We start from the raw sequence: 17,007 nt of genomic DNA on the forward strand, positions 1-17,007 counted from the left end.
AAGGGAGGTAGGCCCCTTGATAGATGTAAATAACTTTGAATATATGAAGATTGGACTTGCTTCACCTGACAAGATTCGTTCTTGGTCATACGGTGAAGTTAAGAAACCAGAAACAATTAACTATCGTACGTTAAAGCCTGAAAAAGACGGCTTGTTCTGTGAGCGTATTTTCGGACCACAAAAGGACTGGGAATGTCATTGCGGAAAATACAAACGTGTACGTTATAAAGGTGTAGTTTGTGATCGATGTGGCGTTGAAGTAACGCGTGCAAAAGTACGTCGTGAACGTATGGGTCATATCGAATTAGCTGCTCCTGTATCTCATATTTGGTATTTCAAAGGTATCCCGAGCCGCATGGGACTTGTCTTAGACATGTCCCCTCGCGCGCTTGAAGAAGTAATTTATTTCGCTTCTTATGTTGTAACAGAAAGTGGAGATACACCACTTGATAAGAAGCAATTACTTTCTGAAAAAGAATACCGTGCATATCGTGATCGATATGGTAGCACATTCCAAGCTGCTATGGGTGCAGAAGCGATTAAAAAGCTATTACAAGACATCGATTTAGATAAAGAAGTAGACTTCTTAAAAGAAGAATTAAAAACAGCACAAGGACAACGCCGTACTCGTGCTATTAAACGTCTAGAAGTATTAGAAGCATTCCGTAACTCTGGAAATGAGCCATCTTGGATGATCTTAGATGTTCTACCAGTAATCCCACCAGAACTACGCCCAATGGTACAGTTAGATGGTGGACGTTTTGCTACTTCTGACTTAAACGACTTATACCGTCGTGTAATTAACCGTAACAACCGTTTAAAACGTCTATTGGACCTAGGTGCACCAAGCATCATTGTTCAAAACGAAAAACGTATGTTGCAAGAAGCTGTAGACGCATTAATCGATAATGGTCGTCGTGGCCGTCCAGTAACTGGACCGGGTAACCGTCCATTAAAATCACTATCTCACATGCTTAAAGGTAAACAAGGGCGTTTCCGTCAAAACTTATTAGGTAAACGTGTTGACTACTCTGGCCGTTCTGTAATCGTTGTAGGACCGAACTTAAAGATGTACCAATGTGGATTACCGAAAGAGATGGCACTTGAACTGTTCAAACCTTTCGTAATGAAAGAGTTAGTTGAAAAAGGATTAGCACACAACATTAAGAGTGCGAAACGTAAAATCGAGCGTGTACAACCTGAAGTTTGGGACGTTTTAGAATCTGTGATTAAAGAACATCCAGTACTTCTAAACCGCGCACCAACACTTCACCGTCTTGGTATTCAGGCGTTTGAACCTACATTAGTAGAAGGTCGCGCAATCCGTCTTCACCCACTTGTATGTACTGCATACAACGCGGACTTTGACGGTGACCAAATGGCCGTTCACGTACCTTTATCATCAGAAGCACAAGCAGAAGCTCGTCTTCTTATGTTAGCGGCACAAAACATCTTGAACCCGAAAGACGGTAAACCAGTTGTTACTCCATCTCAGGATATGGTATTAGGTAACTATTACTTAACACTTGAGCGTGAAGGTGCAATCGGTGAAGGTATGGTCTTCAAAGATGCAAACGAAGCATTACTTGCATACCAAAATGGATATGTACATCTTCATACACGTGTTGCAGTTGCTGCAAGTGCAGTAAACAACGCAACATTTACTGAAGAGCAAAAGAGCATGCTTCTATTAACAACAGTTGGTAAATTAATATTTAACGAAATCTTACCAGAGTCGTTCCCTTATATTAATGAACCAACAAATTCAAACCTTGAAAAAGAAACACCAGCGAAGTATTTCGTTGAAAAAGGTGCGAACATTAAAGAAATTATTGCTAGTCGCGAAGAAGTGGCGCCATTCAGCAAGAAAATCCTTGGTAACATCATTGCGGAAGTATTTAAACGTTTCAAAATTACAGAAACGTCTCGCATGCTTGACCGTATGAAAAACTTAGGATTCAAATACTCTACAAAAGCTGGTATTACAGTTGGGGTATCTGACATTCTTGTATTAGGCGAAAAAGATGAAATTCTCCACGAAGCACAAGCAAAAGTAGATAATGTAATTAAACAATTCCGTCGCGGTTTAATCACGGAAGAAGAACGTTACGATCGCGTTATCTCTATTTGGAGTAATGCAAAAGATGTTATCCAAGGAAAACTGATGAAGTCCTTGAATAAACGCAACCCAATCTTCATGATGAGTGATTCCGGTGCCCGTGGTAACGCATCAAACTTTACTCAGCTTGCTGGTATGCGTGGTCTGATGGCCAATCCATCTGGTCGTATCATCGAACTTCCGATCAAATCAAGTTTCCGTGAAGGTTTAACAGTACTTGAGTACTTCATCTCTACGCATGGTGCGCGTAAAGGTCTTGCCGATACAGCACTTAAAACTGCCGATTCTGGTTACTTAACACGTCGTCTTGTTGACGTTGCACAAGATGTAATCGTTCGTGAAGATGACTGTGGAACAGATCGCGGTTTATTAATTGGTGCGATTAAAGAGGGTAATGAAGTTATTGAGTCATTATATGATCGTCTTGTTGGACGTTTTGCAAGAAAAACTGTAAAACATCCTGAAACAGGTGAAGTATTAGTTGCTGAAAATCAATTAATTACTGAAGATATCGCTCATATCGTTGAAAACTCGGGTGTTGAAACTGTAAACATTCGTTCAGCGTTCACGTGTAACACTCGCCATGGTGTATGTAAGAAGTGTTACGGTCGTAACTTAGCAACTGGAACAGACGTAGAAGTAGGGGAAGCGGTAGGTATTATCGCAGCTCAATCTATCGGTGAGCCAGGTACACAGTTAACGATGCGTACGTTCCATACAGGTGGGGTTGCCGGAGATGATATCACTCAAGGTTTACCTCGTATCCAAGAGATCTTCGAAGCTCGTAATCCGAAAGGTCAGGCAGTTATCAGTGAAATCGACGGTGTTATCGCAGCGATCAACGATGTTAAAGATCGCCAAGAAGTAGTTGTACAGGGTGAAGTTGAAGCTCGTACGTATGCTATTCCTTACGGTGCTCGTCTGAAAGTAATTCCAGGACAGCAAATTAGCCACGGTAAAGAGTTAACAGAAGGTTCTATTGATCCGAAAGAATTACTAAAAGTAACGGACATTACGGCAGTTCAAGAATACTTATTACGTGAAGTTCAAAAAGTATACCGTATGCAAGGGGTAGAAATTGGTGACAAGCACGTAGAAGTAATGGTACGCCAAATGTTACGTAAAGTTCGTGTAAGTGATGCAGGTGAAACAGATGTATTACCAGGAACATTACTAGATATCCATCAGTTTACTGATGCGAATGCGAAGGTGTTACTGCAAGGTAAACAACCAGCAACAGCTAGACCTGTTCTACTTGGTATTACAAAAGCTTCACTTGAAACAGATTCATTCTTATCTGCAGCATCGTTCCAAGAAACAACTCGTGTCTTAACTGATGCAGCAATTAAGGGTAAACGCGATGAGCTTCTAGGATTGAAAGAAAATGTTATTATCGGTAAACTTGTTCCTGCTGGAACAGGTATGAATCGTTATCGCAAAGTGGATCTTGTAAAAACAACACAAGATGACATGAATGTAGAAAACGATGAAGTTTACGTGGAACAGTAAAATTTTCCGTCGTAAATTTTGTATAAAAACAGTTAATCCTAGTTGACATTGTATGAGTCAAAATGTTACTATAAGCAAGGTTGCTCCTGAACGATGCTTTGGAGGATATTTATATGTCTTATCAAAAAGTGTCAAATGCTGAAAATGTAGTCGTTGGTCATAAACGCACATTGGAGGCAATCAAAAATGGTATAGTTAAAGAAGTTGTCATTGCGGAAGATGCTGATATGCGGTTAACCCATGTTATCATTCGTACTGCATTGCAACATAACATACCCATAACCAAAGTTGAATCAGTTCGTAAACTTGGAAAAGTTTCGGGGATTCAAGTGGGAGCTTCAGCAATAGGAATAATAAGTTAAAACTGTTTTTGTGAGGAGAGAGCATTTGCTCTCCCTTGCAAAAACTTTGTTTTCAACTAATAATGAACCACCTGGATATGTGGTCATACAAACAAGCGAAGGGAGGATAATCAAATGCCTACTATTAACCAATTAGTGAGAAATGGTCGTACTGATAAAGTATGGAAATCTAAATCACCTGCGTTAAACAAAGGGTTCAACTCTTTAAAGAAAAAATCAACTGATATCTCTGCACCTCAAAAACGTGGTGTATGTACTCGTGTTGGTACAATGACTCCAAAGAAACCTAACTCAGCGTTACGTAAATACGCTCGTGTACGTTTAACAAACGGTATCGAGGTTACAGCTTACATCCCAGGTATCGGTCATAACCTACAAGAGCATAGCGTAGTATTAATTCGCGGTGGTCGTGTAAAGGATTTACCGGGGGTACGTTACCACATCGTTCGTGGTGCGCTTGACACAGCTGGTGTTGACAAACGTATGCAAGGACGTTCTAAATATGGTACTAAGAGACCAAAACCTGCTAAAAAATAATAACTTTAAAATGAAAGGAGGAACTCAATATGCCTCGTAAAGGACCTGTTGCGAAACGTGACGTGTTACCAGATCCAATGTACAATTCGAAGCTAGTAACACGCCTTATCAACAAAATGATGGTTGACGGTAAAAAAGGTAAATCTCAAACAATTCTTTATAATGCGTTCGATATCGTAAACGAACGTACTGGTAAAGAGCCAATGGAAGTATTCGAGCAAGCTCTTAAGAACATTATGCCTGTTCTTGAAGTACGCGCTCGTCGTGTTGGTGGTGCTAACTACCAAGTTCCAGTTGAGGTTCGTCCAGAACGCCGTACAACTTTAGGTCTTCGTTGGTTAGTAAACTACGCTCGTCTTCGTGGTGAAAAAACTATGGAAGAGCGTCTTGCTAACGAAATCTTAGATGCAGCTAACAACGCTGGTGCATCTGTTAAGAAACGCGAAGACACTCATAAAATGGCAGAAGCTAACAAAGCATTTGCTCATTACCGTTGGTAGGATTCAACGTAAAATAAATGTAAGCATAAACCGCTTTATTTGTCGCTTATGGAAGTGTGGAGAGGGAGAATGCCTCTCCCTTTCGTTGGGCGCTCGTTTTACATAATGAGAGTACTGGACATACTGACATGTGTAACAATATAAAGTGGCTTTTTTGCTACTTAAAATAAAAAATCCAATCCATATATGGAAGGAGCAAGACACCAAATGGCAAGAGAGTTCTCTTTAGAAAACACTCGTAATATTGGTATCATGGCTCACATCGATGCTGGTAAAACAACAGCTACTGAGCGTATTCTGTACTATACAGGACGTATTCACAAAATCGGTGAAACTCACGAAGGTGCATCTCAGATGGACTGGATGGAGCAAGAGCAAGAGCGTGGTATCACAATTACTTCTGCTGCAACTACAGCACAATGGAAAGGTCACCGTGTAAACATCATTGACACTCCAGGTCACGTAGACTTTACAGTAGAAGTAGAACGTTCTTTACGCGTACTTGATGGCGCGGTAGCAGTACTTGATGCACAATCTGGTGTAGAACCACAAACAGAAACTGTTTGGCGTCAGGCTACTACTTACGGCGTACCTCGTATCGTATTCGTTAACAAAATGGATAAAATCGGTGCAGATTTCTTATACTCTGTAGGAACAATCCACGATCGTTTACAAGCAAACGCACACCCAATTCAGTTACCAATCGGTGCTGAAGATGAGTTCAATGGTATCATTGACCTTGTTGAAGAATGTGCTTACATGTACGGTAACGATTTAGGAACAGACATTCAACGTGTTGAAATTCCTGAAGAGCACAAAGAACTAGCTGAAGAATACCGTGGAAAGCTTATTGAAGCGGTAGCTGAGCTTGATGAAGAAATGATGATGAAGTACCTAGAAGGTGAAGAAATCACTGTAGAAGAGCTTAAAGCTGGTATCCGTAAGGCTACAACTTCTGTAGAATTCTTCCCAGTAATCTGTGGTTCTGCATTCAAAAATAAAGGTGTTCAAATTCTGTTAGACGCAGTTATCGACTACCTACCATCTCCATTAGATGTACCAGCTATTAAAGGTACTCTTCCGGATACAGATGAAGAAGTAGAACGTAAGTCTAGCGATGAAGAACCATTCGCGGCTTTAGCATTCAAAATCATGACTGACCCTTATGTTGGTAAGTTAACGTTCTTCCGTGTGTACTCTGGTGTGTTAAACTCTGGATCATACGTGAAAAACTCAACTAAAGGTAAGCGTGAGCGTGTAGGTCGTATCCTACAAATGCACGCTAACAGCCGTGAAGAGATTTCAACAGTTTACGCTGGTGATATCGCTGCTGCTGTAGGTTTAAAAGATACTACTACTGGTGATACTCTTTGTGACGAGAAGAGCCTTGTTATCCTTGAGTCTATGGAATTCCCAGAGCCAGTTATCTCTGTAGCTATCGAACCAAAATCAAAAGCTGACCAAGATAAAATGGGTACAGCATTATCTAAGCTTTCTGAAGAAGATCCAACATTCCGTGCTCACACTGACCAAGAAACTGGCCAAACAATCATCGCTGGTATGGGTGAACTTCACCTTGATATCATCGTTGACCGTATGCGCCGTGAATTCAAAGTTGAAGCAAACGTTGGTGCTCCTCAGGTAGCATACCGTGAAACTTTCCGCGCTGCTGCGAAAGTTGAAGGTAAGTTCGCTCGTCAATCTGGTGGACGTGGACAATTCGGTCACGTTTGGATTGAGTTTGAACCTAACGAAGAAGGTAAAGGATTCGAATTCGAAAACAAGATCGTCGGTGGTGTAGTTCCTCGTGAATACATCCCAGCTGTTGGAGCAGGTCTTGAAGATGCACTTAAAAATGGTGTACTAGCTGGTTATCCACTAGTTGACATTAAAGCTGCATTAGTTGACGGATCTTACCATGATGTCGATTCATCTGAGATGGCGTTCAAAATCGCTGCATCTATGGCACTTAAAGCTGCGGTTTCTAAATGTAGCCCAGTAATTCTTGAGCCAATGATGAAAGTTGAAGTTGTAATTCCTGAAGAGTACATGGGTGACATTATGGGTGACGTAACATCTCGTCGTGGACGTGTAGAAGGTATGGAAGCTCGCGGTAACGCTCAAGTTGTTCGCGCTATGGTTCCACTTTCTGAAATGTTCGGTTATGCAACGTCATTACGTTCTAACACTCAAGGACGCGGAACATTCTCTATGGTGTTTGATCACTATGAAGAAGTACCAAAGTCTGTTTCTGAAGAAATTATCAAAAAAAATAAAGGTGAATAATTGATTTTTATCGATTCTTCACGTATAACTACTTATGTAAGCTTAGAAAGTGGAGCGCAAGTTTCACTTTCTAGCCTAAATATAAAATAACCTATATAAACTAAGGAGGAATTTAGAATGGCTAAAGCTAAATTCGAACGTTCTAAACCCCATGTTAACATCGGTACAATCGGCCACGTTGACCATGGTAAAACTACATTAACTGCTGCGATCACTACAGTTCTTGCAAAAGCTGGTGGTGCTGAAGCACGCGGATACGATCAAATCGACGCTGCTCCAGAAGAAAGAGAGCGCGGTATCACAATCTCAACTGCACACGTTGAGTACGAAACTGAAACTCGTCACTATGCACACGTTGACTGCCCAGGTCACGCTGACTATGTTAAAAACATGATCACTGGTGCTGCTCAAATGGACGGCGGTATCTTAGTAGTATCTGCTGCTGATGGCCCAATGCCTCAAACACGTGAGCACATCCTTCTTTCTCGTCAAGTAGGTGTTCCTTACATCGTTGTATTCTTAAACAAATGCGACATGGTAGACGACGAAGAATTATTAGAATTAGTAGAAATGGAAGTTCGCGACCTATTATCTGAATACGGATTCCCAGGCGACGACATTCCTGTAATCAAAGGTTCTGCTCTTAAAGCTCTTCAAGGAGAAGCTGATTGGGAAGCAAAAATCATTGAATTAATGGCTGAAGTTGATGCTTACATCCCAACTCCAGAACGTGAAACTGACAAACCATTCTTAATGCCTGTAGAGGATGTATTCTCTATCACAGGTCGTGGTACAGTTGCTACTGGTCGTGTTGAGCGCGGTATCGTTAAAGTTGGTGACGTAGTAGAAATCATCGGTCTTGCTGAAGAAAATGCTTCTACAACTGTAACTGGTGTAGAGATGTTCCGTAAACTTCTTGACCAAGCTCAAGCTGGAGACAACATCGGTGCTTTACTTCGTGGGGTTGCTCGTGAAGACATCCAACGTGGACAAGTACTTGCAAAAACTGGCTCTGTAAAAGCTCACGCTAAATTCAAAGCTGAAGTTTTCGTATTATCTAAAGAAGAAGGTGGACGTCACACTCCATTCTTCGCTAACTACCGTCCTCAGTTCTACTTCCGTACAACTGACGTAACTGGTATCATCCAATTACCAGAAGGTACTGAAATGGTAATGCCTGGTGACAACATCGAAATGACTATCGAACTTATCGCTCCAATCGCTATCGAAGAGGGAACTAAATTCTCTATTCGTGAAGGTGGACGTACAGTAGGTTACGGTGTAGTTGCTACTATCGTTGAGTAATCTTAACTGATATAAAAAAACCCAAGGGATTTTCCCTTGGGTTTTTTGTTTGTGTTTGTATAATGAATGAAATGATGTTTTTATGTTTTGACGAGTTTCTTCTATAGTAATATAAAATCAACAGAAAGAAACCCAGAAACTGTAAAATGAATTCTGTGAGATGAAAACTTGAAATTCTTTAAAGCGCCATGTATAATAGCAAAAGTAGAGAAAAGCAGATGCAAACAAAAAGATGCTTGCATCTAGACGAATAACATTGTATAATAGACAATGTTGGTCTTTGACTGCGATGAAGTGGAAGGTTGCTGACACACCCGGCCGCTTTGCCATGGCATGGTGTGGGGAAATTTCCATGGAGAAGGTCTATTTTAGAAATAGGCGAACGAAGGAGGGAAAATAATGGCAAAAGAAAAAATTCGTATCCGTTTAAAAGCTTACGATCACCGTATTCTTGATCAGTCAGCTGAGAAAATTGTAGAAACAGCTAAGCGTTCTGGGGCAACAGTTTCTGGTCCGATCCCATTACCAACTGAGAAGACTGTTTACACAATTCTTCGTGCTGTTCATAAGTACAAAGATTCTCGTGAGCAATTCGAAATGCGCACGCACAAACGTCTAATCGACATCGTGAGTCCTACTCCACAAACAGTAGATTCATTAATGCGTTTAGACTTACCATCTGGTGTAGATATCGAAATCAAATTATAATTTATATAACTTAAAAATGTAGGAGGTGTAACTCATGACCAAAGGAATCTTAGGAAGAAAGATCGGTATGACTCAAGTATTTGCTGAGAACGGTGAGTTAATCCCAGTAACAGTTATCGCTGCTAATCCAAACGTTGTTCTTCAAAAGAAAACAACTGAAACTGATGGCTACAATGCAATCCAGTTAGGATTTGAAGATAAACGTGAAAAGTTAACTAACAAACCTGAACAAGGCCACACTGCTAAAGCATCTACAACTCCTAAGCGCTTCATTCGCGAAATCCGCGATGCAGACGTGGACGGATTAGAGGTTGGTCAAGAGCTAAAAGTTGACGTATTCGCTGCAGGTGAAATCGTTGATGTAACAGGAATTTCTAAAGGTAAAGGTTTCCAAGGTGTTATCAAACGCCACGGACAATCTCGCGGACCTATGTCTCATGGTTCTCGTTATCACCGTCGTCCAGGTTCAATGGGCCCAGTTGCTCCGAACCGTGTATTCAAAGGCAAAAAACTTGCTGGACGTATGGGTGGAGACCAAGTTACTATCCAAAACTTAGAAATCGTTCAAGTTGACACTGAGCGCAACTTATTACTAGTAAAAGGTAACGTTCCAGGTGCTAAGAAATCTCTTGTAGTTGTTCAAGGCGCTGTGAAGGTTAGCAAATAATTCACAATAGGAAGGAGGAATTCCAATGCCAAAAGTTACTGTATATAACCAAACTGGTTCACAGGTTGGTGAAATCGAATTAGCTGAAGCTATTTTCGGTATCGAACCAAATGAAGCTGTACTTTTCGAAGCTGTAATGATGCAACGTGCATCTTTACGTCAAGGTACACACAAAGTAAAAACTCGCTCTGAAGTTCGCGGTGGTGGTCGTAAACCATGGCGTCAAAAAGGAACAGGACGTGCTCGTCAAGGGTCTATCCGCTCTCCTCAATGGCGTGGTGGTGGTACGGTATTCGGACCTACACCAAGAAGCTATGCGTACAAACTTCCTAAGAAAGTTCGTCGTTTAGCAATCAAATCTGCATTAGCTACTAAAGTAGTTGAGAACAACATTGTAGTTCTTGAAGACCTAGTGTTAAATGCACCAAAAACAAAAGACATGCTAGCAGTACTTAAAGGATTAACTGTTGAGAAGAAAGCTCTTATCGTAACTGCTGATGCAAACGAATCTGTAGAGTTATCTGCTCGCAATATCCCTGGAGTAACAGTAATCACTGCTGATGGCGTAAACGTTTTAGACGTGCTTCATCATGATAAGCTAATCATGACAAAAGCGGCAGTGGAAAAAGTAGAGGAGGTGCTTGCATAATGAGAGATCCTCGTGATATCATTAAGCGCCCAGTTATCACTGAACGTTCTATGGAAATGATGGCTGAAAAAAAATACACGTTCGATGTGGACGTTAAATCTAATAAAACAGAAGTTAAAGATGCTCTTGAAGCGATCTTTGGTGTTAAAGTAGAAAAAGTGAACATCATGAACTACAAGCCGAAAGCAAAACGCGTTGGTCGTCACGCTGGTTTTACTAGCCGTCGTCGTAAAGCAATCGTTAAGCTAACTGCTGACAGCAAAGAAATCGAAATCTTCCAAGGCGTTTAATTCTTACTAAAGAAGGAGGGAAATTGAGATGGGAATCAAAAAGTATAATCCAACTACTAACGGTCGTCGTAATATGACTACGAATGATTTCGCTGAAATCACGACTGACAGACCCGAAAAGTCATTACTTGCTCCTTTAAGCAAGAAGGCTGGTCGTAATAACCAAGGTAAAATTACTGTACGTCATCAAGGTGGCGGACATAAGCGTCAATACCGTATCATCGACTTTAAGCGTAACAAAGATGGAATTCCAGGACGCGTTGCTACGATCGAATACGATCCAAACCGCTCTGCGAATATCGCATTAATTAACTACGTTGACGGTGAAAAACGTTACATTCTTGCTCCTAAATCTTTAGAAGTAGGTATGGAAGTTATGTCTGGCCCAGAGGCTGACATCAAAATCGGTAACGCATTACCATTAATCAACATTCCAGTAGGTACTGTTGTTCATAACATCGAGCTTAAGCCTGGTCGTGGCGGACAATTAGTTCGTTCTGCTGGTACATCTGCTCAAGTACTTGGTAAAGAAGGTAAATACGTACTTGTACGTTTAACTTCTGGTGAAGTACGTCTTGTATTATCTGCTTGTCGCGCTTCAATCGGTCAAGTAGGTAACGAACAACACGAACTTATCAAAATCGGTAAAGCAGGTCGCTCTCGCTGGTTAGGTAAACGCCCAACAGTTCGTGGTTCTGTAATGAACCCGGTTGATCACCCACACGGTGGTGGTGAAGGACGTTCTCCAATCGGACGTAAGTCTCCAATGTCTCCATGGGGTAAACCAACTCTTGGATTCAAGACTCGTAAGAAAAACAAAGCGTCTGACAAATTCATCGTTCGTCGTCGTAAAAAATAATGGGATTGTAGTACGGTTCATTTCTAGAACCGTACGCCAATCACGAAGGGAGGCACCAAAATGGCTCGTAGCTTAAAAAAAGGACCATTTGTCGATGATCACTTAATGAGCAAAATGGAAAAATTAGTTGCATCTGAGCAAAAACAAGTTGTTAAAACTTGGTCTCGCCGTTCAACAATCTTCCCTCAGTTCATCGGACACACAATCGCTGTATATGATGGTCGTAAACACGTACCTGTGTACATCACTGAGGATATGGTTGGCCATAAGTTAGGTGAATTCGCACCAACTCGTACGTATAAAGGTCACCTTGCTGACGATAAGAAAACTAGAAGATAATGAGAGGAGGCACTTCAATGCAAGCTAAAGCAGTAGCGAGAACAGTTCGTATTGCTCCTCGTAAAGTTCGTTTAGTAGTAGACTTAATCCGAGGTAAGCAAGTGGGTGAAGCGATTGCTATCCTTAACCACACACCAAAAACTGCTTCTCCAGTTGTAGAGAAAGTTTTAAAATCTGCAATCGCAAATGCAGAGCACAATTATGAAATGGATATTAACAACCTAGTTGTTGAGAAAGTTTTCGTTGACGAAGGTCCAACGTTAAAACGTTTCCGTCCACGTGCAATGGGTCGTGCAAGCCAAATTAACAAACGCACAAGCCACATCACAGTTGTGGTATCAGAAAAGAAGGAGGGATAATCGATGGGTCAAAAGGTTAATCCAATTGGTCTTCGTGTCGGCGTTATCCGTGACTGGGAATCTCGTTGGTTCGCAGAGAAAGATTATGCTACATTATTACATGAAGACATCAAAATCCGTGAGTACATTAATGTACGCTTAAAAGATTCTGCTGTTGCTAAAGTAGAAATCGAACGTGCAGCAAATCGTGTAAATGTTACAATTCACACTGCAAAACCTGGTATGGTAATTGGTAAAGGTGGTACTGAAGTTGAAGCACTTCGTAAAGCTCTTAACCAATTAACAGGCAAGCGTGTACACATCAACATTTTAGAAGTTAAGAGAGCTGATCTTAACGCTAAATTAGTAGGCGAAAACATCGCTCGTCAATTAGAAAACCGTGTATCATTCCGTCGTGCACAAAAGCAAGTTATTCAACGTGCTATGCGTGCAGGTGCTAAAGGTATTAAAACACAGGTTTCTGGTCGTCTTGGCGGAGCTGATATCGCTCGTGCAGAATCTTACAGTGAAGGAACTGTTCCACTTCATACACTTCGCGCTGATATTGACTATGCAGCAGTTGAAGCTGATACAACATACGGTAAATTAGGCGTAAAAGTATGGATCTACCGTGGAGAAGTCCTTCCTACAAAAAAGAAAGCTTCTGAGGAAGGAGGAAAATAATATGTTAATGCCAAAACGCGTAAAATATCGTAGAGAGCATCGTGGTAAAATGCGTGGTCGTGCAAAAGGTGGAACTGAAATTGCTTTCGGTGAATTTGGTTTACAAGCACAAGCTGCTTCATGGATTACAAACCGTCAAATCGAAGCTGCTCGTCGTGCAATGACTCGTTACATGAAACGTGGCGGTAAAGTATGGATTAAAATTTTCCCTTCTAAGCCTTACACTGCAAAACCTCTAGAAGTACGTATGGGTTCCGGTAAAGGGGCACCAGAAGGCTGGGTAGCAGTAGTAAAACCTGGGAAAATTATGTTCGAAATCGCGGGTGTATCTGAAGAGGTAGCACGCGAAGCATTACGTCTTGCAGCTCACAAGTTACCTGTGAAATGTAAATTCGTAAAACGTGAAGAAAATGGTGGTGAATCTAATGAAAACTAATGATATTCGTGAATTAACCACTGCCGAAATCGAAACAAAAGTTAAAGCTTTAAAGGAAGAGTTGTTTAATCTTCGCTTCCAACTTGCTACAGGACAATTAGAGAATCCAACTCGCATTCGTGAAGTGCGTAAAGCAATTGCTCGTATGAAAACTGTAGTTCGTGAAAGAGAGATCGGAATTAATCGATAAATTGAGGGGAGGTTTGCATAGTGAGCGAACGTAACCAACGCAAAGTTTATACTGGTCGTGTTGTGTCTGACAAAATGGACAAAACGATTACAGTTTTAGTTGAAACTTACAAAACTCATTCCTTGTACGGAAAACGTGTTAAGTATTCTAAGAAGTACAAAGCCCATGATGAGCAAAACCAAGCGAAACTTGGCGATATCGTTAAAATCATGGAAACTCGCCCGCTTTCTGCTACTAAGCGTTTCCGTTTAGTTGAAATCGTTGAAGAAGCGGTTATTATCTAAATAGACGAATCGGAATTTTTAGTCCGAAGGGAGGTTTCATAACATGATCCAACAAGAATCTCGTTTGAAAGTTGCTGACAACTCTGGTGCACGTGAACTTTTAACAATTAAAGTATTAGGCGGCTCTGGTCGTAAATATGCTAACATTGGTGATATTATCGTTGCTACGGTAAAACAAGCAACACCAGGTGGCGTTGTTAAAAAAGGTGACGTTGTTAAAGCAGTAGTAGTACGTACGAAGAGCGGAGCTCGTCGTCCGGACGGTTCTTACATCAAATTTGATGAAAACGCAGCGGTTATCATTAAAGACGATAAGAGCCCACGTGGTACTCGTATCTTCGGACCAGTAGCTCGTGAATTACGTGATAGCAACTTCATGAAGATCGTTTCTTTAGCTCCAGAAGTTCTATAATTTAAGGTATTGCCTTGCTAAGGAGGTGCAGAATTAAGATGCATGTAAAAAAAGGTGATAAAGTACAGGTAATCACTGGTAAAGACAAAGGAAAACAAGGCGTTATCCTTGTGGCTTTCCCAAAGCAAAACCGTGTTATCGTTGAGGGTGTCAATATCGTTAAGAAGCACTCTAAGCCATCTCAATTAAATCCACAAGGTGGAATTATTACTAAAGAAGCACCTATTCACGTTTCTAACGTTATGATTTTAGATCCGAAAACAGGTGAACCTACTCGTGTAGGCTTCAAAGTAGAAGATGGTAAAAAAGTTCGTATTGCAAAAAAATCTGGTGAATTATTAGATAAATAATTTTCTTAAGAAAGGAGGTCACTTCATTGAATCGCCTTAAAGAGAAGTTCCAAAAGGAAATTACTCCTGCTCTAGTGAGCAAGTTTAACTATAAATCTGTGATGGAAGTACCGAAAATCGAAAAGATCGTAATCAACACTGGTGTTGGTGACGCGGTATCTAACTCAAAAGCTTTAGACAATGCAGTAGAAGAATTAACACAAATCGCAGGTCAAAAACCTGTTGTAACTCGTGCTAAAAAATCAATCGCTGGTTTCCGTCTTCGTGAAGGTATGCCAATCGGTGCGAAAGTAACTTTACGCGGCGAGCAAATGTATGAGTTCTTCGACAAATTAGTATCAGTTTCTTTACCACGTGTACGTGATTTCCGTGGTGTTTCTAAGAAATCATTCGATGGTCGTGGAAACTATACATTAGGTGTTAAAGAGCAACTTATTTTCCCTGAGATTGATTATGATAAAGTAAGCAAAGTCCGCGGTATGGACATCGTAATCGTTACTACAGCGAAAACTGATGAAGAAGCTCGTGAACTGTTAACACAATTCGGTATGCCATTCCAAAAATAATGGAAGCCAACGCTAAGTAGAGGAGGCGAAAACGTGGCTAAAAAATCTATGATAGCGAAACAAAAGCGTACTCCTAAGTTTAAAGTACAAGAGTATACACGTTGCGAACGCTGCGGTCGTCCGCATTCTGTATACCGCAAATTTAAACTTTGCCGTATTTGTTTCCGTGAACTTGCATATAAAGGTCAAATTCCTGGTGTTAAAAAAGCTAGTTGGTAAAACCCACAAATGGGAAGGAGGTAAAACACATGGTGATGACAGATCCAATTGCAGACATGCTTACTCGCATCCGTAATGCGAACATGGTACGTCATGAGAAATTAGAGGTTCCTGCTTCTAAAATCAAAAAAGAGATCGCTGAACTTTTAAAACGTGAAGGTTTCATTCGTGATGTAGAATACATCGAGGATAACAAACAAGGTATCCTTCGTATTTTCCTGAAATATGGTGCAAACAATGAACGTGTAATCACTGGATTAAAACGTATCAGTAAACCTGGCTTACGCGTTTACGCTAAAGCTGATGAAGTACCACGTGTACTTAACGGATTAGGTATCGCTCTTGTTTCTACATCTAAGGGAGTAATGACAGACAAAGACGCTCGTCAATTACAAACTGGTGGAGAAGTAGTAGCATACGTTTGGTAATATATATTTAAAACGAACGGAGGTGTGACCACATGTCTCGTATTGGTAAAAAGATTCTTGAAATCCCTGCAGGTGTTACTATTACAGTTGCAGAAGACAATACTGTAACAGTAAAAGGCCCTAAAGGTGAATTAACTCGTACTTTCAATGCTGATATGCTTATCAAAATTGAAGAGAATACATTAACAGTTGAGCGTCCATCTGAACAGAAGGAACACCGTGCATTACACGGTACAACTCGTGCTTTAATCGGAAACATGGTTGAAGGTGTAACTGCAGGTTTCGCACGCGGACTTGAATTAGTCGGTGTTGGTTACCGTGCTCAAAAACAAGGTGATAAACTTGTATTAAGCGTAGGTTATTCTCATCCAGTAGAAATGACTCCGGAAGCAGGTCTTGAAGTTGAAGTACCTGCACCAACTAAAATCGTAATCAAAGGTATCGACAAGCAACGTGTTGGCGAATTTGCTGCTAACATCCGTGCTGTACGTGCTCCTGAGCCTTACAAAGGTAAAGGTATTCGTTACGAAGGCGAAGTTGTTCGTCGTAAAGAAGGTAAAACTGCTAAGTAAACCCGTTAGGTGAGAGAAAGGAGTGACAAGAAAATGATCACTAAAGCTGATAAAAATGCGACTCGTAAGAAAAGACATGCACGTGTACGTGCTAAACTTACTGGTACTGCAGAGCGTCCACGTTTAAACGTGTTCCGTTCTAACCAACATATTTACGCTCAAGTTATTGATGATGTGAATGGTGTAACGTTAGTAAGTGCATCTACTCTTGATAAAGACCTTGCTCTTAACGGTACTAGCAATACTGAAGCTGCTACGAAAGTAGGAGAATCAGTTGCTAAGCGTGCTGTAGAGAAAGGCGTTAAAGAAGTAGTATTCGATCGCGGTGGTTACTTATACCATGGCCGTGTTAAAGCTCTAGCTGAAGCTGCTCGTGAGGCTGGATTACAATTTTAATG

At 40.9% G+C, this 17,007-nt stretch carries 24 protein-coding genes; all 24 read left to right on the forward strand.

What is annotated here, in order from left to right; translation table 11 throughout:
- Window positions 1–16 precede the first annotated feature (16 nt).
- Window positions 17–3,628 (forward strand): DNA-directed RNA polymerase subunit beta', encoded by a 3,612-nt coding sequence (rpoC, locus tag ACUXEY_RS24545; protein WP_048526366.1) that lies wholly within the window; start codon window positions 17–19, stop codon window positions 3,626–3,628.
- 113 nt (window positions 3,629–3,741) lie between these two features.
- On the forward strand, window positions 3,742–3,990 hold the full coding sequence (locus tag ACUXEY_RS24550) for a 50S ribosomal protein L7ae-like protein (protein WP_016089671.1): 249 nt from the start codon (window positions 3,742–3,744) through the stop codon (window positions 3,988–3,990).
- A 114-nt stretch (window positions 3,991–4,104) separates the two neighbouring features.
- Window positions 4,105–4,527 carry a 30S ribosomal protein S12 gene (rpsL, locus tag ACUXEY_RS24555; protein WP_001142341.1) on the forward strand — a complete coding sequence of 141 codons (423 nt, stop codon included), beginning with the start codon at window positions 4,105–4,107 and terminating at the stop codon, window positions 4,525–4,527.
- Between the two features lie 29 nt (window positions 4,528–4,556).
- Complete coding sequence (gene rpsG / locus ACUXEY_RS24560; protein WP_001137491.1) at window positions 4,557–5,027, forward strand: 30S ribosomal protein S7; 471 nt, start codon at window positions 4,557–4,559, stop codon at window positions 5,025–5,027.
- Between the two features lie 207 nt (window positions 5,028–5,234).
- Entirely contained in the window at window positions 5,235–7,313 is a 2,079-nt protein-coding gene (fusA, locus tag ACUXEY_RS24565) for an elongation factor G (RefSeq protein WP_000090370.1), read from the forward strand.
- A 117-nt stretch (window positions 7,314–7,430) separates the two neighbouring features.
- A complete protein-coding gene (gene tuf, locus ACUXEY_RS24570; protein ID WP_098759792.1) occupies window positions 7,431–8,618 on the forward strand; it encodes an elongation factor Tu in 1,188 nt (395 codons plus the stop codon).
- Window positions 8,619–9,017: 399 nt separating this feature from the next.
- Entirely contained in the window at window positions 9,018–9,326 is a 309-nt protein-coding gene (gene rpsJ / locus ACUXEY_RS24575) for a 30S ribosomal protein S10 (RefSeq protein ID WP_001040596.1), read from the forward strand.
- Window positions 9,327–9,360: 34 nt separating this feature from the next.
- Window positions 9,361–9,993, forward strand: a complete 633-nt coding sequence (rplC, locus tag ACUXEY_RS24580) for a 50S ribosomal protein L3 (protein WP_048526367.1) — start codon at window positions 9,361–9,363, stop codon at window positions 9,991–9,993.
- Between the two features lie 25 nt (window positions 9,994–10,018).
- Window positions 10,019–10,642 carry a 50S ribosomal protein L4 gene (gene rplD / locus ACUXEY_RS24585; protein WP_001127258.1) on the forward strand — a complete coding sequence of 208 codons (624 nt, stop codon included), beginning with the start codon at window positions 10,019–10,021 and terminating at the stop codon, window positions 10,640–10,642.
- The gene (rplW, locus tag ACUXEY_RS24590; RefSeq protein ID WP_001205558.1) at window positions 10,642–10,932 is read left to right on the forward strand and encodes a 50S ribosomal protein L23; all 291 of its coding nucleotides are present in this window, start codon (window positions 10,642–10,644) and stop codon (window positions 10,930–10,932) included. Before rplD ends, rplW begins: the two co-directional genes overlap by 1 nt.
- A gap of 28 nt (window positions 10,933–10,960) precedes the next feature.
- Window positions 10,961–11,791 carry a 50S ribosomal protein L2 gene (gene rplB, locus ACUXEY_RS24595; RefSeq protein WP_000511583.1) on the forward strand — a complete coding sequence of 277 codons (831 nt, stop codon included), beginning with the start codon at window positions 10,961–10,963 and terminating at the stop codon, window positions 11,789–11,791.
- 60 nt (window positions 11,792–11,851) lie between these two features.
- Window positions 11,852–12,130 (forward strand): 30S ribosomal protein S19, encoded by a 279-nt coding sequence (gene rpsS, locus ACUXEY_RS24600; protein ID WP_000124454.1) that lies wholly within the window; start codon window positions 11,852–11,854, stop codon window positions 12,128–12,130.
- 17 nt (window positions 12,131–12,147) lie between these two features.
- Entirely contained in the window at window positions 12,148–12,489 is a 342-nt protein-coding gene (gene rplV, locus ACUXEY_RS24605) for a 50S ribosomal protein L22 (protein ID WP_001148024.1), read from the forward strand.
- A 3-nt stretch (window positions 12,490–12,492) separates the two neighbouring features.
- The gene (gene rpsC, locus ACUXEY_RS24610) at window positions 12,493–13,152 is read left to right on the forward strand and encodes a 30S ribosomal protein S3 (RefSeq protein WP_000529956.1); all 660 of its coding nucleotides are present in this window, start codon (window positions 12,493–12,495) and stop codon (window positions 13,150–13,152) included.
- Between the two features lies 1 nt (window position 13,153).
- On the forward strand, window positions 13,154–13,588 hold the full coding sequence (gene rplP, locus ACUXEY_RS24615) for a 50S ribosomal protein L16 (RefSeq protein ID WP_000928969.1): 435 nt from the start codon (window positions 13,154–13,156) through the stop codon (window positions 13,586–13,588).
- Window positions 13,578–13,778, forward strand: a complete 201-nt coding sequence (gene rpmC / locus ACUXEY_RS24620; protein WP_000855718.1) for a 50S ribosomal protein L29 — start codon at window positions 13,578–13,580, stop codon at window positions 13,776–13,778. The genes rplP and rpmC overlap by 11 nt, the downstream gene beginning before the upstream one ends.
- Window positions 13,779–13,798: 20 nt before the next feature.
- Window positions 13,799–14,062 carry a 30S ribosomal protein S17 gene (gene rpsQ / locus ACUXEY_RS24625; RefSeq protein WP_000004106.1) on the forward strand — a complete coding sequence of 88 codons (264 nt, stop codon included), beginning with the start codon at window positions 13,799–13,801 and terminating at the stop codon, window positions 14,060–14,062.
- Window positions 14,063–14,105: 43 nt separating this feature from the next.
- Window positions 14,106–14,474, forward strand: coding sequence for a 50S ribosomal protein L14 (gene rplN / locus ACUXEY_RS24630; RefSeq protein ID WP_000615912.1), 369 nt, complete (start codon window positions 14,106–14,108; stop codon window positions 14,472–14,474).
- Between the two features lie 38 nt (window positions 14,475–14,512).
- On the forward strand, window positions 14,513–14,824 hold the full coding sequence (gene rplX / locus ACUXEY_RS24635; RefSeq protein ID WP_000558200.1) for a 50S ribosomal protein L24: 312 nt from the start codon (window positions 14,513–14,515) through the stop codon (window positions 14,822–14,824).
- Window positions 14,825–14,850: 26 nt separating this feature from the next.
- Complete coding sequence (rplE, locus tag ACUXEY_RS24640; RefSeq protein WP_001080829.1) at window positions 14,851–15,390, forward strand: 50S ribosomal protein L5; 540 nt, start codon at window positions 14,851–14,853, stop codon at window positions 15,388–15,390.
- Window positions 15,391–15,423: 33 nt separating this feature from the next.
- Window positions 15,424–15,609 carry a 30S ribosomal protein S14 gene (gene rpsN, locus ACUXEY_RS24645; protein ID WP_001085700.1) on the forward strand — a complete coding sequence of 62 codons (186 nt, stop codon included), beginning with the start codon at window positions 15,424–15,426 and terminating at the stop codon, window positions 15,607–15,609.
- 29 nt (window positions 15,610–15,638) lie between these two features.
- Window positions 15,639–16,037 carry a 30S ribosomal protein S8 gene (rpsH, locus tag ACUXEY_RS24650; RefSeq protein WP_000245511.1) on the forward strand — a complete coding sequence of 133 codons (399 nt, stop codon included), beginning with the start codon at window positions 15,639–15,641 and terminating at the stop codon, window positions 16,035–16,037.
- Between the two features lie 32 nt (window positions 16,038–16,069).
- Window positions 16,070–16,609, forward strand: coding sequence for a 50S ribosomal protein L6 (gene rplF / locus ACUXEY_RS24655; RefSeq protein ID WP_000086556.1), 540 nt, complete (start codon window positions 16,070–16,072; stop codon window positions 16,607–16,609).
- Between the two features lie 33 nt (window positions 16,610–16,642).
- Window positions 16,643–17,005, forward strand: a complete 363-nt coding sequence (gene rplR / locus ACUXEY_RS24660) for a 50S ribosomal protein L18 (RefSeq protein WP_000628818.1) — start codon at window positions 16,643–16,645, stop codon at window positions 17,003–17,005.
- The last annotated feature ends 2 nt before the right edge of the window (window positions 17,006–17,007 follow it).

The organism is Bacillus sp. F9_6S_D1_P_5, assembly GCF_054823925.1.

Excerpts from the sequence above, each read along its gene's own strand:
- rplD (WP_001127258.1), top strand. The coding sequence starts at position 10,019 with ATGCCAAAAGTTACTGTATATAACCAAACTGGTTCACAGGTTGGTGAA.
- fusA (WP_000090370.1), top strand. The coding sequence starts at position 5,235 with ATGGCAAGAGAGTTCTCTTTAGAAAACACTCGTAATATTGGTATCATG.
- rpsS (WP_000124454.1), top strand. The coding sequence starts at position 11,852 with ATGGCTCGTAGCTTAAAAAAAGGACCATTTGTCGATGATCACTTAATG.
- rpmC (WP_000855718.1), top strand. The coding sequence starts at position 13,578 with ATGAAAACTAATGATATTCGTGAATTAACCACTGCCGAAATCGAAACA.
- rplC (WP_048526367.1), top strand. The coding sequence starts at position 9,361 with ATGACCAAAGGAATCTTAGGAAGAAAGATCGGTATGACTCAAGTATTT.
- rpsL (WP_001142341.1), top strand. The coding sequence starts at position 4,105 with ATGCCTACTATTAACCAATTAGTGAGAAATGGTCGTACTGATAAAGTA.
- rpsG (WP_001137491.1), top strand. The coding sequence starts at position 4,557 with ATGCCTCGTAAAGGACCTGTTGCGAAACGTGACGTGTTACCAGATCCA.
- tuf (WP_098759792.1), top strand. The coding sequence starts at position 7,431 with ATGGCTAAAGCTAAATTCGAACGTTCTAAACCCCATGTTAACATCGGT.
- rplX (WP_000558200.1), top strand. The coding sequence starts at position 14,513 with ATGCATGTAAAAAAAGGTGATAAAGTACAGGTAATCACTGGTAAAGAC.
- rplP (WP_000928969.1), top strand. The coding sequence starts at position 13,154 with ATGTTAATGCCAAAACGCGTAAAATATCGTAGAGAGCATCGTGGTAAA.
- rpsJ (WP_001040596.1), top strand. The coding sequence starts at position 9,018 with ATGGCAAAAGAAAAAATTCGTATCCGTTTAAAAGCTTACGATCACCGT.
- rpsH (WP_000245511.1), top strand. The coding sequence starts at position 15,639 with ATGGTGATGACAGATCCAATTGCAGACATGCTTACTCGCATCCGTAAT.
- ACUXEY_RS24550 (WP_016089671.1), top strand. The coding sequence starts at position 3,742 with ATGTCTTATCAAAAAGTGTCAAATGCTGAAAATGTAGTCGTTGGTCAT.
- rplN (WP_000615912.1), top strand. The coding sequence starts at position 14,106 with ATGATCCAACAAGAATCTCGTTTGAAAGTTGCTGACAACTCTGGTGCA.
- rpsC (WP_000529956.1), top strand. The coding sequence starts at position 12,493 with ATGGGTCAAAAGGTTAATCCAATTGGTCTTCGTGTCGGCGTTATCCGT.
- rplB (WP_000511583.1), top strand. The coding sequence starts at position 10,961 with ATGGGAATCAAAAAGTATAATCCAACTACTAACGGTCGTCGTAATATG.
- rplW (WP_001205558.1), top strand. The coding sequence starts at position 10,642 with ATGAGAGATCCTCGTGATATCATTAAGCGCCCAGTTATCACTGAACGT.
- rplF (WP_000086556.1), top strand. The coding sequence starts at position 16,070 with ATGTCTCGTATTGGTAAAAAGATTCTTGAAATCCCTGCAGGTGTTACT.
- rplV (WP_001148024.1), top strand. The coding sequence starts at position 12,148 with ATGCAAGCTAAAGCAGTAGCGAGAACAGTTCGTATTGCTCCTCGTAAA.
- rplR (WP_000628818.1), top strand. The coding sequence starts at position 16,643 with ATGATCACTAAAGCTGATAAAAATGCGACTCGTAAGAAAAGACATGCA.